The following is a 17882-nucleotide window of genomic DNA, read 5'->3' on the forward strand; positions in this document are numbered from 1 at the left end:
ACAGACATGGCAGAACCTTGCGATAAGAAACAACCGCCCTTGAAGGGCATTCGTGTGATCGAACTCGCCCGCGTTCTGGCAGGCCCATGGGCCGGTCAGATGCTGGCGGATATGGGTGCTGACGTCATCAAGGTCGAAAGCCCTGATGGTGGAGACGATACGCGCGCCTGGGGGCCTCCCTTCGTGGAAAGCAAGGATGGCGACACTCTTTCCGCGGCCTATTATCATTCCACCAATCGCGGCAAACGCTCCATCACGGTCGATCTGAAAACCGACGAGGGACGCGAGACGGTGCGTCGGTTGGTGAAGACCGCGGATGTCGTGATCGAAAACTTCAAGCGCGGCGGGCTGGAGAAATACGGGCTGGATTATCAGTCGCTTCGGGCTTTGAACTCCAAGCTCATATATTGCTCCATCACCGGTTTTGGTCAGACCGGGCCTTATGCGGATTTCGCCGGTTACGATTACATCGTCCAAGGCATGTCCGGCTTCATGTCGATCACCGGAGAGCCGGATGGCCAGCCGATGAAGGCGGGCGTTGCCGTTGCCGATATCTTCACCGGCATTTACTCCGTCACCGCCATTCAGGCAGCGCTTATCCACGCGATGCGCACCGGCCAAGGGCAGCATATCGACATGGCGCTGCTGGATGTCCAATCCGCCGTGCTGGCCAACCAGAACATGAACTATCTCATTTCCGGAAAGCCTCCCGTGCGGCTGGGCAATGCGCATCCCAACATCTCGCCTTACGAGGTGGTGCCAACGGCAGACGGCTTCCTGATTCTCGCCATCGGCAATGACGGACAATTCCGTCGCCTGTGCAAAATCCTAGGAATCGATGCGATCGCGGACGATGAGCGCTACGCGACCAACAAGGCGCGCGTGGCCCATAAGGTCGAGGTCCGCCAGATCGTTTCCACCGAAACGCTGAAATGGACGAAGCGTGATTTGCTGACGGCCTGTGAAGCCAACGCCGTACCTGCCGGGCCGATCAACTCCATAGAGGAAATGTTCGCCGACCCACAGGTTCAGGCGCGCGGTCTGCGCGTCGATCTGGACGCCGCCGATGGGACCGTCATCCCGGGCGTGCGCACGCCCATCATTCTCTCGGAAACACCTCTGCGTTACGAACGTCCAAGCCCGCGCCTGGGAGAACATCAGGTCGAAGTCATGGCTGAGCTGGACGACATCGAAAGGAACCTGGCACCATGAAAAGAACCGGCGGACAATTGATTGTCGAAGCCCTGAAGGCCAACGGCGTTTCACGCGTTTCCTGCGTACCGGGCGAAAGCTATCTGGCGGTGCTGGATGCGCTTTATGAAAGTGGCATCGAAACCGTCATCTGCCGTCAGGAAGGCGGCGCGGCGATGATGGCAGATACCTGGGGACGGCTGACCGGCGAACCCGGCATCTGCATGGTGACGCGCGGCCCCGGTGCCACCAACGCATCTGCCGGTCTGCACATCGCGATGCAGGATTCCATTCCAATGATCCTCTTCATCGGTCAGGTTCAGCGCGATGCGCGCGAACGCGAGGCCTTCCAGGAGGTCGAATACCGCCGTGCGTTCACCGAATTCGCCAAATGGGTGGGCGAGATCGATGACGCGCGCCGCATCCCGGAATTCGTCACCCGTGCCTTTGCCATTGCCACCTCCGGTCGCCCTGGCCCGGTGGTGCTGAGTCTGCCGGAAGACATGCTGGTCGATCTGGTCGACGCGCCGCAAGCCAAGCCCTACATGCGGGTGGAAAGCCATCCCGGCCCGAAGCAGATGGCAAAATTCGCAGAGCTTCTGAGCAGTGCCAAGCGTCCTATGGTCATCGTCGGCGGTACGCGCTGGACGGAAGACAGCGTGGCGAAATTCAAAACATTCGCCGAAAGCTTCAAGTTGCCCGTCGGCTGCTCCTTCCGCCGTCAGGCGCTGTTCGATCACCTGAGCCCATCCTATGCAGGTGATGTCGGCATCGGCGTCAACCCGGCGCTTTCGAAAGAGATCAAGGAGGCCGACCTCATCGTGTTGCTCGGCAGCCGCATGTCAGAGATGCCGTCTTCCGGCTATACTCTGCTCGATATTCCCTACCCCTCGCAAACGCTCGTCCATATCTTCCCGGACGCACAAGAACTTGGCCGCATGTATCGCCCGGATCTTGCCATCTGCGCCTCCACCAGCGATTTCGTGGATGCGCTGGACAGCATTGAGACCCCGCAGAACCCCGTCTGGGCAGACCGCACGGCTGCCATGCATCAAGCCTATCTGACGTGGTCGACACCGCCAAAAACGGGCCCCGGTTTGGTGCAGATGGGGCCGATCATGGACTGGATCGAAGCCAATACGCCTGTTGACACCGTGTTCACCAATGGCGCGGGCAACTACGCCACATGGCTGCATCGCTTCCACCGTTTCCAGCGCTTCAACACACAGTCGGCGCCCACCTCCGGCTCCATGGGCTACGGCCTGCCCGCCGCAGTGGCCGCCAAGCACCTGTTCCCGGAACGGGAAGTCGTTTGTTTCGCGGGTGATGGCTGCTTCATGATGCACGGACAGGAATTCATCACCGCCGTGCGCTATGGCCTGCCGATCATCACGGTGCTGGTCAACAACGGCACCTATGGCACGATCCGCATGCATCAGGAACGCGAGTATCCCGGTCGCGTCAGTGGCACCGATCTCGTCAACCCGGATTTCGTCGCCTTCGCCAAGGCCTATGGCGGGCATGGCGAACTGGTCGAAAAAACCGAAGACTTCGGCCCCGCCTATGAGCGCGCACGCGCGAGCGGCAAGCCTTCGATCATCGAGGTGAAGCTTGACCCGGAGGCCATCACCCCTGCCCGAACGCTGACGCAAATTCGTGAGCGTAGCTGATATCAGCCGCTGGAAATGACACTGCCATGATGTAAACCGTCTTCAACGGACGGAGATCATCATGGCAGATCAGGCAGAAGCAGCAATCACCCCACGCGGCGCAAAAATCGAACCATCATCAGGTGCGCCATTCGAGGCTGTCAGAGCGGCGCGCGACGTGCTGCACACCTGCCGCATTGCAGGCCTTGCCACACTCGACCCGCAAAGCGGCTACCCCTACAATACCGCCACCAATATCGCCATCGAGCCGGATGGAACGCCAGTCTTTTTCGCAGCCCGCCTTGCGCTGCACGCCCGCAACATCGAAGCTGATGCGCGCATCTCGGTCGTTCTGGCTGGTTTCACCAAGGGTGACGCGCTAACGCTGCCAAGACTGACGCTGGTGGGGAAAGCCGGATTGATGGCTGCCGAAGACGTGCCGCTTGCCAAAGCGCGTTACATTGCCCGCTACCCGAAAGCCAAGCTCTACCTGTCCCTGCCCGACACCCAACTTTACCGAGTCAACACCGAGGGCGTGCAGATCAATGGCGGCCCCGCCCGCAATGCCAGCAACATCACCCCTGTAGATCTCCGCACCGATCTATCCGGCGCAGAAGAACTCATGGCAGCAGCGGATACCGAGATCGCCCGCCTCAACGCCATCAAAGGCGAAGCATCCCGGCTTGCGACCCGCGCAGGCAAGAAATCCGGCGCGTGGAAAATCACGTCGATCGATCCAGATGGCCTCAACCTGTCCTCAACCGTCGACCTTGCCCGCCTATGGTTCGATGAGCGCGTGATGAATATGAATCAACTTGGCAAGGCGTTGAATCACGTCGCGAGGCAGAACTCTTAATCCATTAAAAACGAAGGATTTAAAGTATCCTCTCCGTCATCCTCCGGCTTGTCCCGAGGATCTAACCACAGTGCTAAAATTGGGAGTTTGCAGATGCTCGGGACAAGCCCGAGCATGACGAAGGTGCGCGCTATCTGCACACAAACAAAAAAGCCGGCCCCAAGGACCGGCTTTCCCGAAACACTATCAAACCACTTAAATCGCAGCAGTGACGATAAATTCGACCTTGTAATCCGGCGTTGCCAACGGTGCGCCGCTGGTGGCGCGGGCGGGTGGGTTTGCAGGGTCGATCCAGCCTTCCCAGACGGCGTTCATTTCGCCGAAGGTGGACATGTCGGAGAGGTAGATGATCGTCTGGAGGATCTTGGACTTGTCGGAGCCGGCAAGAGCCAGCAGACGGTCGACTTCGGCGAGAGCGGACTTGCTCTGTTCGGTCACGGATGTGCCTTCACCGACCTGACCGGCGAGGTAGACAGTGTTGCCGTGAACGACGGCACCGCTCATACGCTTGCCGGGTTCGATACGCTTGATGCTCATGCTGAAAACTCCTGTTGGTCGTCTTGTATAGATGGCTGAAACTCAGCCACGGATATGATGTGTCTTTTCGTAGATTGCAGTCGAACGCGCACCGGAACGGCAAAATCCAAGCATCGGGCGCTGAAACTCATCCAGCGCATCGACCATGCCGGTCACAGCATCGGCATCCACGCCGAAGCGTCCCACTGGCACATGCGCGATGGCAATGCCCAGTTCTTGTGCCCGTTCGGCAATATCGGCAAAAATGGGCTGGCCGTCTTCTTCACCATCCGGACGATGGCAGACGATAGACTTGAAACCGAGCGCCTTGACCTCGTCGAGATCGGCTACGCTGATCTGACCGGTTACGGAATATTCGTCGTCGATACGCCTGATATCCATTCTCATGTCCTCCGATGACGACGGCAATCCGGTCTTTCTAAAGCCGTGCCGCTCCAAATTTCGCACCCGGTGTAAGGGGTTAAATCCTGTGCGTCAATGATATGGCTTTCCAATTGAAAGGCGATCTAGAGAATGGAAAACCGCAAACCGTAAGAGCGGCTTTCACCGGGTTTCAGCATGTTGAACTCTCCTGCAGCCTCCAGCTCGTCGCGATCCACCCAACGATGCGAAACGGGCTCTATTCCCATGACATGAGCCGGGTCACTCTGGTTGCGCCACATCTGAAGATAGGGCAGTGTGTCGGTGCGGAATGAGACTTTGAGCGTCCGCCCACCGATGGCTGCGATCGGCCCCAGCGTCATGTCCGCCCATCCCTCTCTACCCTCACCCGCCGGCACGCAGAAAACGCCACCCGGCTCTTCCCCGAAGCGCCATCCAAAGCCGCCGCCGTCAAACATCGCGCCTGATAGTTTTACGCCGTCATCGAACAGTCTTGCGCCGACATTCATGTGATACATCTGGAAAACAGGCCGTTCATTGTCACCTGTGTTGGTCACGATATCGTTGAGGCTAATCTCACCACTTGCACCATCGATGCGCCACTCGCGTTCCAAAAGCGCTGTCCCACCATCTGCAAGTCTCACGGGAACCCTTGCCGTTGCCTGTGCATTACCGTCAGAGACCACCCAACTGACAACCTCGGCGGGGTGAGACGAGAACGAGCCGTGCAAAGGATATTTTCCGCCCTTCACCATCGGCTCAGGATGACGAATATGGTCAGGGCCGCAGGTGAACATAAATCCTTCGAGAGAATGGTCGATCCTGGGATCATCATCGTTGGGAATGGCCCTGCCCGGAGCAATATCGACATCGTCCACAATGCAGGAGCCGATATCGAAAACGGACGTCTCATCTAGAAGTATCGTGGGGGATTTTCCGGCTTGCAGCGCGCGCATGGACTGTTCCTTCACTCACTCAACGACATGGCGATCACACAAAAGCGATCACTGCGTCGTGAAATTAAGATTGCGTTAACTTCGAATTCACCTTTTTCACAATAGGGTCAAGATTAACGTGTGTGTATTGGGGATGAACCCAAGGGATCGCAGAATCGTGAAACTTTTAATTAACACAATGTTCTCTCTCGCTCTTGCGGCGACCCCTCTGGTGGCGCCCCATCAGGCCCTTGCCCAGCAACCCATGCTGGTCTCTCCCGATGGCCACGTCCTTGAGTTCATGCCTGACCGTGGCGATATTGTGATCAGCCGCGATAGTATCGGCCGCACGGTTTACTATGACCGCTACGGAAATCTGGTTGCCACCGAAATGCCCAATGGCGCCGCATCTCGTCGTGAACCCATGCGTCAGGATCCGTATTACCCGCAGCAGGACGACAACTATTACCCGCCAGCCCCGGGCCAGATGCGTGAGCCACAACCGCAATACGGCTCGCAGGGTAATCCAAACGTCAGGGACTTCAGGGAATATCGTGGAGACGGTACCGATCCCGACGTTTACACCGGCTCCGTATCGCGGCCTGGGCAGGTCGAAAGCGGTCCTCTGGGTGAGCCCGTTCCCGGCGAAACCAGTACAGCCATGGTCCCGCAGCCAGACCACCTCGTCGAGCGCAACCAGCCGGTAACGGCACCGGTTAATCGCTCTCGTCAGGAAATCGTCGCACTTCAGGTGTTTTTGGACCGCGAGGGCATTTCTCCCGGCGTGATCGACGGAAAGATGGGTGACAACGTCAACAAGGCCATCGCCGCCTGGCAGGATATGACAGGCGACCGCCTGGATCCGAACAACACGGATGATATTCTGGAGCGCCTGCGCAATACCGGCGGTCTCGCTATCGTGGATTATACAATTACCGCCGCCGATGCCGCTGGCCCCTATGTGGCGTCCATTCCCGATGACTACGCGGAAAAGGCACAGCTTCCAGCCATGGCCTACACCTCCACGTCCGAAGCGCTGGCTGAGCGTTTCCACATGGATGAGACCTACTTGAAGGAGCTCAACCCCGGCATCGACTTCACCGTACCTGGTACGATCATAAAGGTCGTCAGCCCCGGCGATACAAAGAAGGGTCAGGTCGCCCGCATCGTGGCCCATAAGGGCATCAAACAGGTCTTCGCCTATGACGAAGGCGGTGTGTTGATTGCCGCCTACCCGGCAACCATCGGTTCTTCGGATACGCCTTCGCCGTCCGGCACGCATACGGTCGAGCGTATCGCTCTCAATCCAGGATACACCTACAATCCGAAGATCAACTTCCAGCAGGGCCAGAATAGCCAGATCCTGCAGATACCACCCGGCCCCAACGGCCCCGTTGGTACAGTGTGGATCGCGCTGTCGAAACCCACATACGGTATTCATGGTACACCGGAACCCTCCAAGATCGGCAAGACCAACAGTCACGGCTGTATCCGCCTGACCAACTGGGATGCAACGGAACTGGCAAAAATGGTCAGACCCGGCGTGGTCGTAGAGTTTGCCGAGTAAGATCCATTTTAAAAGTCTGAATGCCCGGCTCAAATGCCGGGCATTTTTTTGATCCTATTACCCCAGACGTGGCGGTACTTTGTTGTTCCGGCCTTCCGTCAGGAAGAACGCGAACGCCGTGGCGGGCATGGCAAAACCAAGCCAAGATGCGGCTGTCCAGTGTCCATGTGCATAGGCCCATCCGCCCAAAGCGGAACCGGCAGCGCCACCCATGAAGAACGTCGCCATGAAAATGCCGTTGAGGCGGCTGCGAAATTCTGCACCCAGCGTGAAGATGGCGCGCTGTCCAAGCACGAGATTGGTCGTCACCGCAAAATCAAGCACGATGGCCGCTAAAACCAGAAGCGCTAACGAAAGGTGAGAGCCCTCAGGCGCCAGGTGCGTGATGAGAAACGAGGCCATGCCAGCCAGCAGGGCACAAAAGGTTGCCGCCCATGTCCAGCCACGGTCCGCCCAGCGCCCGGCAATCGGGGCTGCAACGGCACCGGCAGCACCGGCCAGCGCAAACAGCGCGATCTCGCTCTGTGACAAGCGGAAGGCTGGGCCGATCAGATAGAGCGGTGTAACTGTCCAGAACAGGCTGAAGGCTGAAAACATTCCCGCCTGATAGATCGCCCTACGTTGTAAAATCGGCGTATTCGCAGCAAGCTTCCCCATGGAGGCAAGAAGCACGCGGTATGGAAGCTTTGCATCCGGCATCCGGCGCGGCAGCAAGCGATAGAGTACCAGCGACAGAACAGCCATGACGCTAGCGGACATCAGGAAAACACCGCGCCATGACACAAACTCGGATAGCACGCTGGAAACAGGCCGCGCCAGCATGATGCCGACCATCAGCCCGCTCATAATGCTCCCGACCACGCGTCCGCGTATCGCATCAGGGGTCATATGAGCGGCCAGAGGCACGATCATCTGCACCGCAACAGAGCTGACGCCAACCAGAAATACAGCTGTCAGAAACTGCACCGCATGTGGTGCGAGGGCCGCTGCAATCAACGCGGCCACCGCCATAAGGACAGTGGTGACGATCAGCTTCCGGTTCTCGATGAGGTCGCCCAGCGGCACAACAAACAGCAAACCCAATCCATAGCCGATCTGGGTCAGCGTTACGATCAACCCCGTTGCAGCGGAAGACAGGCCAAGCTCTGCCCCAATGGGGCCGGCCAGCGGCTGGGCATAGTAGATATTCGCCGCGATCAGCCCACAGGCACTCGCCAATAGAAAAATCATGGCGGAAGAGATCGTTTCTTCCCGTGCGGGCGTGGCGCCAAGCACTCTAGATGTCATTACACGTCTCCAAATTAGGAAATAATCATTTCCAAAATACACAAAACTCAGTCGAAAACCGTCATGGCGATATCGACCACCGAACTCAGCTCGGCCTTCGCCAGCCCGGTCTTGCCGACCACCCGCATACCGTAGACGATGCACAGCGCCGTCTTTGCCAGCGCCGCCGCGTCTTTGGCCGTCGATACCGAACCATCCGCCTGCCCCTCACGCACAAGGCGGATGAGTGTTTTCTCGCGTGCGTCTACGGCACCACGCACGACGCGCGCCGTATCCGCATCAAGCGAGGCCAGATCAGCGGCGGCACCGACGACGAGACAACCCTGCCCGCCTGACATCCCAATGCAGGCATCCGCATAGAAATTCATACCTGCTTCGAGCTTTTCCCGGCCGGTCTTGCCAGTCTGAACCGCGACCTCAAAACGTTGAGACTGAACCGATCTATAGCGCTCTAACGCAGCGATGTAGATGTCCCGCTTATCCTTGAAGGCCTTGTAAAGACTGCCCTGTGTCAATTCCATCGCTTCGCTCAGATCACCCACTGACGTCGCGTGAAAGCCACGTTCCGAGAACACGCGGATGGCTTTGTCGATGGCCAGATCAACATCGAATTCGCGCGGGCGACCGCGTTGGCGCAAAGGGTATGAAACAGTATTTGCCATACGGGCAATATAGGAAATGATCATTTCCAAATCAAGAAGAATTTTGCACCCGGCTTTGCTGCCTGCCGGGCGCATAAAACTTGCCTAATTCAGGCGGCTCTGCGGTTGAAGAATTTTAGATCGCGGTCTGAGCGAATAACGCGTGTCGGCATCAGACGCAGAACCTCGGTGGCGAAACTGCGCACATTCTCCAGCGCCTTATCGACATTGCTGACCTTGCGACAGTCCAGCGAGTCCAGTGTGCCACCACAGTCGAAAACATCGCGAAAGGCTGCGCGCTCGGCAATCGGCGTATTGAGAACGCGAACGTTCTTTTCGGCCAGAAGCGCCTTCACCACCAGCATGGAGCGGGTGCTGATCATGGCATTGACGCGGGTCAACACGACGGAATGCTCTACCTTGACGCCCATCTTGCGATCCAGAAACTCGATATGCTCAATCACTTCGGCGGCACCACGCGCATCCATGGCAGAGCCCTGAACGGGGATCAGAACATGGTCGGAGATACCCAGCGCCATGGTGAGAAGCGGATTTTTGGTACCGGGCAGATCGATGATGAAACAATCCGTATTGGATTTGTTCTCGCGGATATGGGTCTCCAGCGACGCCGTTGTGACATTGGAGATGATAGACAGGTTGCGCATCGGCCCCGACATGTCCGACCAGCGCGAAATCCACAATTGCGGATCGGCATCCAGCACAGTAACCCGGTGACCCATGCGGGCGAGTTCGGTGGCAAGCAGCAGAACGGCCGTGGTCTTGCCGGCGCCGCCCTTGGTGTTTGCAAATGTGATGACTGGCATGAGGCCCCCCGGAATTTAGAGCCTGATTTCATCGCTCTTTAAAGCACCGCGACAATCATGGTGCTTTACACACTCTTAACCAACATGGTTAACAAATCGAAAACATGGCAATTCAAACCTGCGCATGAGGTGCCTTCGAAGCATTGCTTCAAAGCCTTTTGCCAATCAGGCAGGGCTCCTCCGCATGCTGGAAACTGAAAGCGTGGTGAAGGCGGACCCCGATCTTGCCAACAACAAAGCCGAGGCGATGAAAGCGGGGAGATAAAATGTTGCCAGGAAAAGCATCGAAATTATTGATTGTATTTCAGCTGTCTGCAATCCTAAGAACAGGGCAAGACAGGCACTCGCCACAGCCCAGATCGTCAAAATCGCGTCCCGAATACGGCGCCAGCGCAGGTGTTGGCCAGGGTGGGTTCTGCTCTCGCTCAGCCCTTTCGTGCCCCAGCTGACATCGCTGATATTGGCAAAGGCGTAGCTCGTCAGGTAGAGGCTGAAGGCAGGTGCGAGCAGAAGCTGGAAGGGCATCCATCTGTGCCAATAGGATACTATTGATCGGTCCAGCCGAATGAGTGCCGCACTGACCACAAGCACCACGATTCCTAAGAGTGTGACGGCTACCGGCGCAGTCGCGACGGCCACGAAATTGCCGAACGCCGAGACGGCAAGCAGCACATAAAGCCACGCACCCTTCCATTTACCAAACATTCCACCCTCGGCAAGGCCTTGACGCATGGATGCGAGCATCCACGCCCAGCAGAGGAAGAAAGCTGCTCCCGCAGCAAATTCAAGCGCTGGGATGTCGGCGTTGCCTGCAAACTGGCCGGCGACATTGCGGGCGCCCCTTGCGAAGAAGAAGATGCTCATACCTGGCAACACCAGCAGCAACAAGGTCTGGTACATGCCGAACAAAATCGAGAGAACAATCGAGAATTTGCGCCCCCAGCCGAAGACCGAAGACGATAATATATCTGGCAGGCGAGAAGTTGCGGTAAGGCGTGCGGCGACCGTGCTGTTGATCCAGCGGCGTCGCTGCCGTAGCAGTTCATCAAGGGTGGTGCACGGGTCGGTTTTCACAACGGCCGCCGGCATATAATGGATCGCGGCGCCCGTCGCCTCCACTATGGCGAGACCGAGAACGCGATCTTCGGCAAGATAGAGATTGCGCCTCAGCAAGCCGTCATCCTCCGTCGCGCCAAGATAGATGTCGAGGGGATCGGCTGCTGCTCCAGGAGATTGCCGCAGAGCGGACCAGCGCAACATGCAGCACTGCCCTGGCACCACCTCAATATAATCGAGCGCATGACCGATCGGCCAATCCGTTGCCTTGCTCCAGAGGAAATCATTGTGCTGCCAGTTGAGGAGAAGGCTGCTATCGGTTTTTGAGGGCGTCAGAATATGCGTGGCCGCCGCCGCACATTGTGGATGCCTCGACATGTGCTCCAGCAGGGCGCCCATGCATGGGTCGTCCGGAATGGACCCTGCATCGATCTGGACAATAAAATCGGGATCAGCCAATGGCGCAATCGTTCTGAAAAACCAGGCATGGCTATCCAGCTTGCCGCGATTGAGCGGCTTTTTGCACAGCAAAAGACGAATGCGCATGCCATTCCAAGGCATGGCGTGCTGACCCAGCCTGACGAGTAGATCATTGACCGATAAAGACATAGCCGAAATGAGCAACGGCTGTTCATTGCCTTGGAGCGTCCATTGCTGCGCAGAGCCGAAGCACAGATGCTCTAGCAAAGCGGCGGTACTCGGATCAAGGGTCCGGACGCCATCCAGCATAATACAGATGACAAGGCTTGGGGTTTGCGATTGCCTTCGGCGCTTCAGATCAAGCTGGTTTCTGATGAGACCGGACAAGGTCTGTACCAGAGCTTCCGCAGGTTCATTGTAAAGTGTCAGGCAGGCAAGGATCGTGGGGTTTGGCTTGAGGAAAGCGGCAAGCTCTTGCGAGTCCTTGGGCGAGCAAGGCCGCGCTTCATGTGCTTGAAGATGCAAATTCATTATCAAAATCCCGAGTGATTATCGAAAGGCGCGATCACAATTTTATCTGGAACGGCGAGAACCCGGCCTTCACCATGGGATTTTCTGTCATCCCCCAAAATTTTTGGATGATGGCCGAATAGATCTGCCGGAAATCGACGCCAAAACCGAGATTGCCTTCCTCATCAAGCCTCGATAGATCGCTCCTTGCGCCGTAAACCCCGCCTGCCAGTCCTCCACCCGCAAGCAAGACAGGCCCACTGGTGCCGTGATCGGTACCGCCAGAGGCATTTTCTTCCGGGCGCCTGCCGAATTCCGACTGGACGACGATGAGGGTGTCATCCCAGACACCGATATCAATGAGGCCTTGACGCAGATTGAGAACAGTGGACTGGACTGTGCCAAGCAGTTGCTCATGCTGGCCGCGCAGATTTGCATGCATGTCGAAACCGGAAATACTGAGTTTGTACATCGGCGTTTCGACGCCGCTTTCGATCAGCCACAGGAGAAGCGAAACCTGCGCATCAAGTGGCCCAAGATAATTATCTTTTATGAACCACGCGTCGAACCGGTTCTGCCCCTTCAACCGTGCCTGAACGCGTTCGGCGATGGCCTCCTTATCCCGAAGCAGATGTTGCAGATGCGCAAGTGCGCGATGCCCATCCACATCAAGCTTGGGGTTGACCATGCGTGCGCTGTCTTGGAGGAAGGCCTTGCTATCCGTCATCGAAAGGACTTGGAGATTTTCACCCTTAAGCAAATCCTGATCGCCGGAAAGGATGATCCCATCGGCATCCATAACTGGCAGAAGAGCGCGATTTGCCGTCAAAACACGCCCGATCCAGCCGCTTTCGCTGGTGCGCTGGACCTGCCCGTCGGCTGAAGCCCATATCGCGGCGGACCCGAAATGAGAGAGGTTAGGATGCGGGTAACCGACATCCTGAATGATGGCAAGTTCGCCCCTTTCGAACAAGTTGGCGATACCACGAAAGGCGGGATTGAAGCCGACATCATCGTTCAGCCGCAAAACATCATCGCGCGCAATCCCGACGGTAGGACGATAATGCTGATAGAGCGGATCGGCATAGGGTATCAGCGTGTTAAGGGCATCGTTGCCGCCGAACAGTTCCAGAAGAACAAGCCGCTTGCTTTTCGGGGCGGTTTTATCCGGTCCGTTCAGGGCAGCTTTCGCCCAGCCTGGAGCTGAGAATAGGGCCATCGTCCCGGAAATAAGCGCGAGCGTTTCCCGCCGCGAAACACGGTCAAATCTTGTCATCGTCAATATTCCGATTGGTTACTTGAGATTATAGGCGGGGTCGGTCGTGAACATCCGCGCCCGATCCTCGAAAGAGGACGAGGGATTATCCGCATCGCCGTAGATCGCAGATGCCGACATTAGGAACATGCGCAGATCGCCGCTACTTCTGGGCTCTGGACGTAAGGTCAGGAGCGCGCTTGCATCGGCTTCGAAATCGCGCGCGGTGGGAACGTTGCGTGGCGTGTCTTCGCGTTGCAACCTGCCCGTGCCATATTCGATAATCGAATTATGCGGTGCCGAGAGATCGTCCATGACAGCCTGTTGGGGGTCCTTCTGATCGATGGGAAACGACAGTCCGACATCGCAATAGAACATGCCCTTCGGAACGTCCGCCGAGCAGTCGGTCTGCCCGCTCAGATCCCAGGATGCCTGCGCAGGCGAAAACCTGCGTCCGTCCACGGCGACCCAATTCACGAAAAGGCGGGTATCGGGATTTTTCGCGTTCAGACGTATGGTGATTGTCTCGATCTTTTCCGGCAGCAAGTCTCTGGCCACCGAAAATGTTTCCCACATGGGCTTCAAGCCACCTGGTTCGCTGGAGGCTTTTTCCAGGTAGGTATTGGTACCGTGAACCGCGATTGTTTCGGCGACCTTGCGCCCATTGACGTCGATGACAATAGGGGCTGCCGTGTCGAGCTGTTCCGACGAAAAACGAACGAAAAGATCGCGCGATTGAGAGGCAGGTTGCCAGCGCGCATCGTCATAAGCATCCCAAAGGCGTCTGACGATTCTGGCTCGTTCCTCGACCGACTTCATCGTCAGCCACTCCGTGCCACCGCGCCAACCCGCGACCGAAGGTGCCATGAAGGGGCTTTGCCCAAGCTGGCTCAGATAATCGAGTATGACCCCATGGTCTGGAAGCCGAAGCCCGAGGGTGCGCATGAAGCCGACGATAAGCTCAATGGGAGACTTGACCAGCCCTGCCCTGTTACGTTGTGACCAGAAACTGTCGCTCAAGAGAAGCGCGCGCAGAAAAGGCTTCATCTCGAAATCATTGTCCCGCAGCACAGTTGCCAGCCGGTCCACCTCCCGCTCGTCGACATCCAGCGAAACGAACTCTGTGTAGAATTTCGACGCGATGAAACGTGAGACCTGCGGCTGCGCGAGGACGATATCGACGAGTTGATCGATATCGTCATCAGAGCCCGCCGGAATTACGACACCAAGCACAGTCTTGGCATCCCGATCGGTGTTCCTATTATCAAGACTGTAGCGCCAGCCACGGGTACGATCCACACCGTGACCAGCAAGGACCTTGGCAACCTGCTTTATGTCGCTCTCGGAATAATGTCCGATCCCGAGCGTGAACAGTTCCAGCAGTTCCCGGGCAAGGTTCTCGTTGGGAGACGATCGGGTGTTGTGAATATTGTCGAGGCTGGTCAGCATCATCGGATCGCGTAGCATCGCCTTCGTCAGGCGGCGAAAATTCATCGCGTCCGAACCACGAAACAGCATGACCTGGTCGTAGAATGGCGCGCTGATGCGGCCGGGATCGAAACGTGACACGAAGTGATTGTGCCAGAAAAGCGCAAGCTTTTCCGCAAAAGGTTGCTCCGTCTCAATCATCTCCGCGATCCACCAGGCCTGAAGCTGTTTGATCTCCGAAACGCGATAGAGAATAGTGTCGCGACTTTCCCATCCCGGCGCCCAGTAATCTGGCCTCGCTAATCTTACAAAGGGCGGCGGCGCGTCCCGTTGAGGGTTGGGAAGTCCGTCCAGCAGCTTGTCGACCGCCTGTTCGCGACTGAGGATGGAAAAATCGGCGGCGTCCTGAACCGACATGCCGAAACTCGTTCGGTCCAGCAAGTGTCTCGTTTCAGCAAGGGACAGAGCATGAGCCTGCACCGCCGACAATAAAAATAAACACAGCACAGCGCACGGCCTCAAGCCGGTCGTTTGCAAGGAAACCATGAGGAAATTCCAATAATAACAACGCGCCGAAAGCATCGGCTGATAAAATAAATTTAAAAAAATAGAATAAAATATTGCCTCTATGGTTGTATATAATAAGTAATACAATCAAATATGTCAAGTGGTCATGATCGTTCGGAAGGACAGACCAACCAAATGCAGTGAAGCAAAGGTAAATACGAAAGCGCTGCACGCCAACGGTCACGGTTGTCGCGCAGCGCATTTCTGCTGTTTTTCAAGTCCGTTGAAAGGCTTAGAAGCAATCCTCAAACAGCGCCTTGGTGTTTTCAGCCGTCATTTCCACCGGATTGCCGCCGCAGCTTGGATCCTTGATGGCCTCTGCCGTCAACTCATCGATACGATCGGGCGTGATGCCAAGGGCGGTCAGATTTTCCGGCACGCCCAGCTCTCGGCGGAGCTTCAGTACGTAATCATAAAAACCATCGAAGCCACCCTCGATGCCGAGATAGGCCGCCGCACGGGCTATTTTTTCCTCGATAGCCGGGCGGTTGAAGCGCAGGACGGCTGGCATGACGACCGCGTTGGTCATGCCGTGATGGGTGTTGTAAACCGCCCCGATGGGGTGCGAGAGCGCGTGAATGGCGCCAAGCCCCTTCTGGAAGGCCACGGCACCCATGGCAGCGGCGGCCATCATGTTGGAGCGGGCTTCGATATCCGTGCCGTCCTTATGTGCGCGCGGCAGGAATTCCTTGACGAGACGCATGCCCTCAAGCGCGATACCGGCGCTCATCGGGTGATAGAAAGGCGAGGAATAGGCTTCCAGGCAATGGGCAAAGGCATCCATGCCGGTGCCGACGGTGATGGCCTTTGGCATGCCGACTGTCAGTTCCGGATCGCAGATCACGACGCCCGGCAGGAATTTCGGGTGGAAGATGATCTTCTTCACATGCGTTTTGGAATTGGTGATGACGCTGGCGCGTCCCACTTCCGAACCGGTACCTGCTGTGGTCGGTACGGCAACGATGGGCGCGATGCCATCATTGTTTGCGCGGGTCCACCAGTCGCCGATATCCTCGAAATCCCAGATAGGGCGTGTCTGGCCCGCCATGAAGGCGACCGCCTTGCCCAGATCAAGGCCGGAGCCGCCGCCGAACGCGACGACGCCATCATGGCCGCCATCCTTGAACGCCTTCACGCCGGCTTCGAGGTTGATCTCATTGGGGTTGGGGTCCACCTCGGCAAAGATGGCACGGCCAAGGCCCGCCTCTTCCAGAATATCCAGCGCGTGGGCCGTGATCGCCATGCTGGCGAGGCCTCGATCGGTGACGAGCAGCGGCTTTTTGATGCCAAGCGTCTTGCAGGCATCGGCCAGTTCCTTGATGCGCCCGCGTCCCATCTTGATCGGGGTCGGGTAGCTCCAGTTTGCGACGATGTTCATTTCGTGACTTTCTTCAGATGGTAGGATTTTGGGCGGGTCAGGTTCTGGAAACCGATGACCGACAGCGAGCCACCACGGCCCGTGTCCTTCACGCCGGTCCAGCACAGCGCAGGGTCGAGATAATCCGCACGGTTCATAAAGACGGTGCCAGTTTCGATCTCACGACCGATGCGCCCTGCCCGCTCAGCATCCTGCGTCCATAACGATGCGGTGAGGCCATATTTGCTGTCATTCATCAGTTGAATGGCTTCGTCGTCGTTCTTCACCTTCATGATACCGACGGCAGGGCCGAAGGTTTCTTCGGTCATGAATTCCATGGAATGATCCACATTGACGAGGATCTGCGGCGCGACATAGGCGCTTTCGCCATCGTCGGCTGCAAACAGCTTGGGATCGACCAGCGCCTTGGCACCCTTGGAGACGGCATCCGCTACCTGCTGGCGCACAACCTTGGCGAAGCGCTTGTTGGCCATCGGCCCCAGCGTCGTTTCCTCAAGCAGCGGATTGCCGAGCTTGTAGTTGGACACCCAGGCAACGGACTTTTCAACGAAAGCATCAAACAGCATCTCGTTGACATAGATACGCTCGATGCCGCAGCAGCACTGCCCGGAATTGAAGGTCGCGCCGTCCATCAGCGTATCGACCGCCGCATCCAGATCGGCATCTTCCATGACATAGCCGGGGTCCTTACCGCCAAGCTCCAGCCCAAGGCCGGTGAAGGTGCCCGCAGCGGCACGCTCGATGGCACGACCACCTTCAACGGAGCCGGTGAAGTTGACGAAGTTGAACAGGCTTTCAGAAATCAGCGCCGATGTGGTCTGGTGGTCGAGGAAGAGGTTGATGAACACATCCTCCGGCACGCCCGCTTCAACAAAGGCCCGCACCATGCGCTCACCCACAAGAAGCGTCTGCGCGGCGTGTTTGATGACGACCGTGTTGCCCGCCATAAGGGCAGGAGCAATCGTGTTGATCGCCGTCATATAGGGGTAGTTCCACGGCGCAATGACGAAGACGACGCCATGCGCTTCGCGCTCGATGCGGCGCTCGAAATTGCCACTTTCCTCAATGACGAGCGGTGCCAGCGCGTCGGCTGCAATGGAGGCGACGTAGTTGGAGCGCTCGTTAAAGCCCTTGAACTCACCGCCATAGCGCACCGGGCGGCCCATCATATGGGCCAGTTCCGGCACGACGTCGCCAACCATCTCGTTCAGCCGGGCCACGCCTTTCAGCACCAGTTGAACGCGATCTTCCAGCGGGCGACGCGCCCAGGATTTTTGCGCAGCGCGCACTTTCAATACGGCGGTCCGCGCCGCATCCAGCGACATCGCCTCGCGCTCGGCATAGACCGAACCGTCGATCGGCGAGATATTCTGGATCATGACCATAGTTTTTTCCTACTT

16 protein-coding genes are annotated in these 17882 nt (G+C 57.4%); 4 read left to right on the forward strand and 12 right to left on the reverse strand.

The features are described from left to right. Positions 1-6: 6 nt before the first annotated feature. From caiB to EKM04_RS15085, 3 genes are all read left to right on the forward strand, one after another. Positions 7-1212, forward strand: a complete 1206-nt coding sequence (caiB, locus tag EKM04_RS15075) for a succinate--glutarate CoA-transferase (protein ID WP_183895438.1) — start codon at positions 7-9, stop codon at positions 1210-1212. After that, the gene (locus tag EKM04_RS15080; protein WP_183895434.1) at positions 1209-2861 is read left to right on the forward strand and encodes a thiamine pyrophosphate-binding protein; all 1653 of its coding nucleotides are present in this window, start codon (positions 1209-1211) and stop codon (positions 2859-2861) included. The genes caiB and EKM04_RS15080 overlap by 4 nt, the downstream gene beginning before the upstream one ends. Before the next feature lie 61 nt (positions 2862-2922). Further along, on the forward strand, positions 2923-3696 hold the full coding sequence (locus EKM04_RS15085; protein WP_183895431.1) for a HugZ family pyridoxamine 5'-phosphate oxidase: 774 nt from the start codon (positions 2923-2925) through the stop codon (positions 3694-3696). A gap of 195 nt (positions 3697-3891) precedes the next feature. Here the strand turns inward: EKM04_RS15085 and EKM04_RS15090 are convergent, their stop codons facing one another. The 3 genes from EKM04_RS15090 to EKM04_RS15100 all read right to left on the reverse strand — a co-directional run bounded on the left by EKM04_RS15090 (position 3892) and on the right by EKM04_RS15100 (position 5570). Beyond that, complete coding sequence (locus EKM04_RS15090; RefSeq protein WP_183895429.1) at positions 3892-4233, reverse strand: RidA family protein; 342 nt, start codon at positions 4231-4233, stop codon at positions 3892-3894. A 42-nt stretch (positions 4234-4275) separates the two neighbouring features. Continuing rightward, on the reverse strand, positions 4276-4614 hold the full coding sequence (locus EKM04_RS15095; RefSeq protein ID WP_183895426.1) for a protein tyrosine phosphatase family protein: 339 nt from the start codon (positions 4612-4614) through the stop codon (positions 4276-4278). A gap of 125 nt (positions 4615-4739) precedes the next feature. After that, positions 4740-5570 (reverse strand): aldose 1-epimerase family protein, encoded by an 831-nt coding sequence (locus EKM04_RS15100; protein ID WP_183895423.1) that lies wholly within the window; start codon positions 5568-5570, stop codon positions 4740-4742. 178 nt (positions 5571-5748) lie between these two features. Between EKM04_RS15100 and EKM04_RS15105 the strand changes: the two genes are divergently transcribed. After that, entirely contained in the window at positions 5749-7116 is a 1368-nt protein-coding gene (locus EKM04_RS15105) for a L,D-transpeptidase (RefSeq protein ID WP_183895687.1), read from the forward strand. 57 nt (positions 7117-7173) lie between these two features. Here the strand turns inward: EKM04_RS15105 and EKM04_RS15110 are convergent, their stop codons facing one another. The 9 genes from EKM04_RS15110 to EKM04_RS15150 form a co-directional block, all read right to left on the reverse strand. Next, entirely contained in the window at positions 7174-8403 is a 1230-nt protein-coding gene (locus tag EKM04_RS15110; RefSeq protein ID WP_183895421.1) for an MFS transporter, read from the reverse strand. A 47-nt stretch (positions 8404-8450) separates the two neighbouring features. Then, positions 8451-9089 carry a TetR/AcrR family transcriptional regulator gene (locus tag EKM04_RS15115; protein ID WP_183895419.1) on the reverse strand — a complete coding sequence of 213 codons (639 nt, stop codon included), beginning with the start codon at positions 9087-9089 and terminating at the stop codon, positions 8451-8453. A gap of 65 nt (positions 9090-9154) precedes the next feature. Then, on the reverse strand, positions 9155-9868 hold the full coding sequence (locus tag EKM04_RS15120) for a ParA family protein (RefSeq protein ID WP_183895417.1): 714 nt from the start codon (positions 9866-9868) through the stop codon (positions 9155-9157). Between the two features lie 165 nt (positions 9869-10033). Then, positions 10034-11875, reverse strand: a complete 1842-nt coding sequence (locus tag EKM04_RS15125) for a glycosyltransferase family 2 protein (RefSeq protein ID WP_183895415.1) — start codon at positions 11873-11875, stop codon at positions 10034-10036. A gap of 34 nt (positions 11876-11909) precedes the next feature. Continuing rightward, positions 11910-13130: a DUF1501 domain-containing protein gene (locus tag EKM04_RS15130; protein WP_183895413.1), complete on the reverse strand. Its 1221-nt coding sequence runs from the start codon at positions 13128-13130 to the stop codon at positions 11910-11912. 18 nt (positions 13131-13148) lie between these two features. After that, entirely contained in the window at positions 13149-15083 is a 1935-nt protein-coding gene (locus EKM04_RS15135; protein WP_268842302.1) for a DUF1800 domain-containing protein, read from the reverse strand. Then, positions 14989-15306, reverse strand: coding sequence for a hypothetical protein (locus EKM04_RS15140; protein ID WP_183895409.1), 318 nt, complete (start codon positions 15304-15306; stop codon positions 14989-14991). Before EKM04_RS15140 ends, EKM04_RS15135 begins: the two co-directional genes overlap by 95 nt. A gap of 30 nt (positions 15307-15336) precedes the next feature. Continuing rightward, positions 15337-16482, reverse strand: a complete 1146-nt coding sequence (locus EKM04_RS15145) for an iron-containing alcohol dehydrogenase (RefSeq protein WP_183895406.1) — start codon at positions 16480-16482, stop codon at positions 15337-15339. Continuing rightward, positions 16479-17867 carry an aldehyde dehydrogenase family protein gene (locus EKM04_RS15150; RefSeq protein ID WP_183895404.1) on the reverse strand — a complete coding sequence of 463 codons (1389 nt, stop codon included), beginning with the start codon at positions 17865-17867 and terminating at the stop codon, positions 16479-16481. The genes EKM04_RS15145 and EKM04_RS15150 overlap by 4 nt, the downstream gene beginning before the upstream one ends. Positions 17868-17882 lie beyond the last annotated feature (15 nt).

The organism is Rhizobium skierniewicense Ch11 (assembly GCF_023757665.1).
GTDB lineage: Bacteria > Pseudomonadota > Alphaproteobacteria > Rhizobiales > Rhizobiaceae > Agrobacterium > Agrobacterium skierniewicense.

Coding starts and splice junctions, on each gene's coding strand:
- EKM04_RS15090 (WP_183895429.1), bottom strand. CDS start 4,233: ATGAGCATCAAGCGTATCGAACCCGGCAAGCGTATGAGCGGTGCCGTC.
- EKM04_RS15120 (WP_183895417.1), bottom strand. CDS start 9,868: ATGCCAGTCATCACATTTGCAAACACCAAGGGCGGCGCCGGCAAGACC.
- EKM04_RS15130 (WP_183895413.1), bottom strand. CDS start 13,130: ATGACAAGATTTGACCGTGTTTCGCGGCGGGAAACGCTCGCGCTTATT.
- EKM04_RS15110 (WP_183895421.1), bottom strand. CDS start 8,403: ATGACATCTAGAGTGCTTGGCGCCACGCCCGCACGGGAAGAAACGATC.
- EKM04_RS15150 (WP_183895404.1), bottom strand. CDS start 17,867: ATGGTCATGATCCAGAATATCTCGCCGATCGACGGTTCGGTCTATGCC.
- EKM04_RS15135 (WP_268842302.1), bottom strand. CDS start 15,083: ATGGTTTCCTTGCAAACGACCGGCTTGAGGCCGTGCGCTGTGCTGTGT.
- caiB (WP_183895438.1), top strand. CDS start 7: ATGGCAGAACCTTGCGATAAGAAACAACCGCCCTTGAAGGGCATTCGT.
- EKM04_RS15095 (WP_183895426.1), bottom strand. CDS start 4,614: ATGGATATCAGGCGTATCGACGACGAATATTCCGTAACCGGTCAGATC.
- EKM04_RS15105 (WP_183895687.1), top strand. CDS start 5,749: ATGTTCTCTCTCGCTCTTGCGGCGACCCCTCTGGTGGCGCCCCATCAG.
- EKM04_RS15125 (WP_183895415.1), bottom strand. CDS start 11,875: ATGAATTTGCATCTTCAAGCACATGAAGCGCGGCCTTGCTCGCCCAAG.
- EKM04_RS15115 (WP_183895419.1), bottom strand. CDS start 9,089: ATGATCATTTCCTATATTGCCCGTATGGCAAATACTGTTTCATACCCT.
- EKM04_RS15100 (WP_183895423.1), bottom strand. CDS start 5,570: ATGCGCGCGCTGCAAGCCGGAAAATCCCCCACGATACTTCTAGATGAG.
- EKM04_RS15145 (WP_183895406.1), bottom strand. CDS start 16,482: ATGAACATCGTCGCAAACTGGAGCTACCCGACCCCGATCAAGATGGGA.
- EKM04_RS15140 (WP_183895409.1), bottom strand. CDS start 15,306: ATGCGCTGCGCGACAACCGTGACCGTTGGCGTGCAGCGCTTTCGTATT.
- EKM04_RS15080 (WP_183895434.1), top strand. CDS start 1,209: ATGAAAAGAACCGGCGGACAATTGATTGTCGAAGCCCTGAAGGCCAAC.
- EKM04_RS15085 (WP_183895431.1), top strand. CDS start 2,923: ATGGCAGATCAGGCAGAAGCAGCAATCACCCCACGCGGCGCAAAAATC.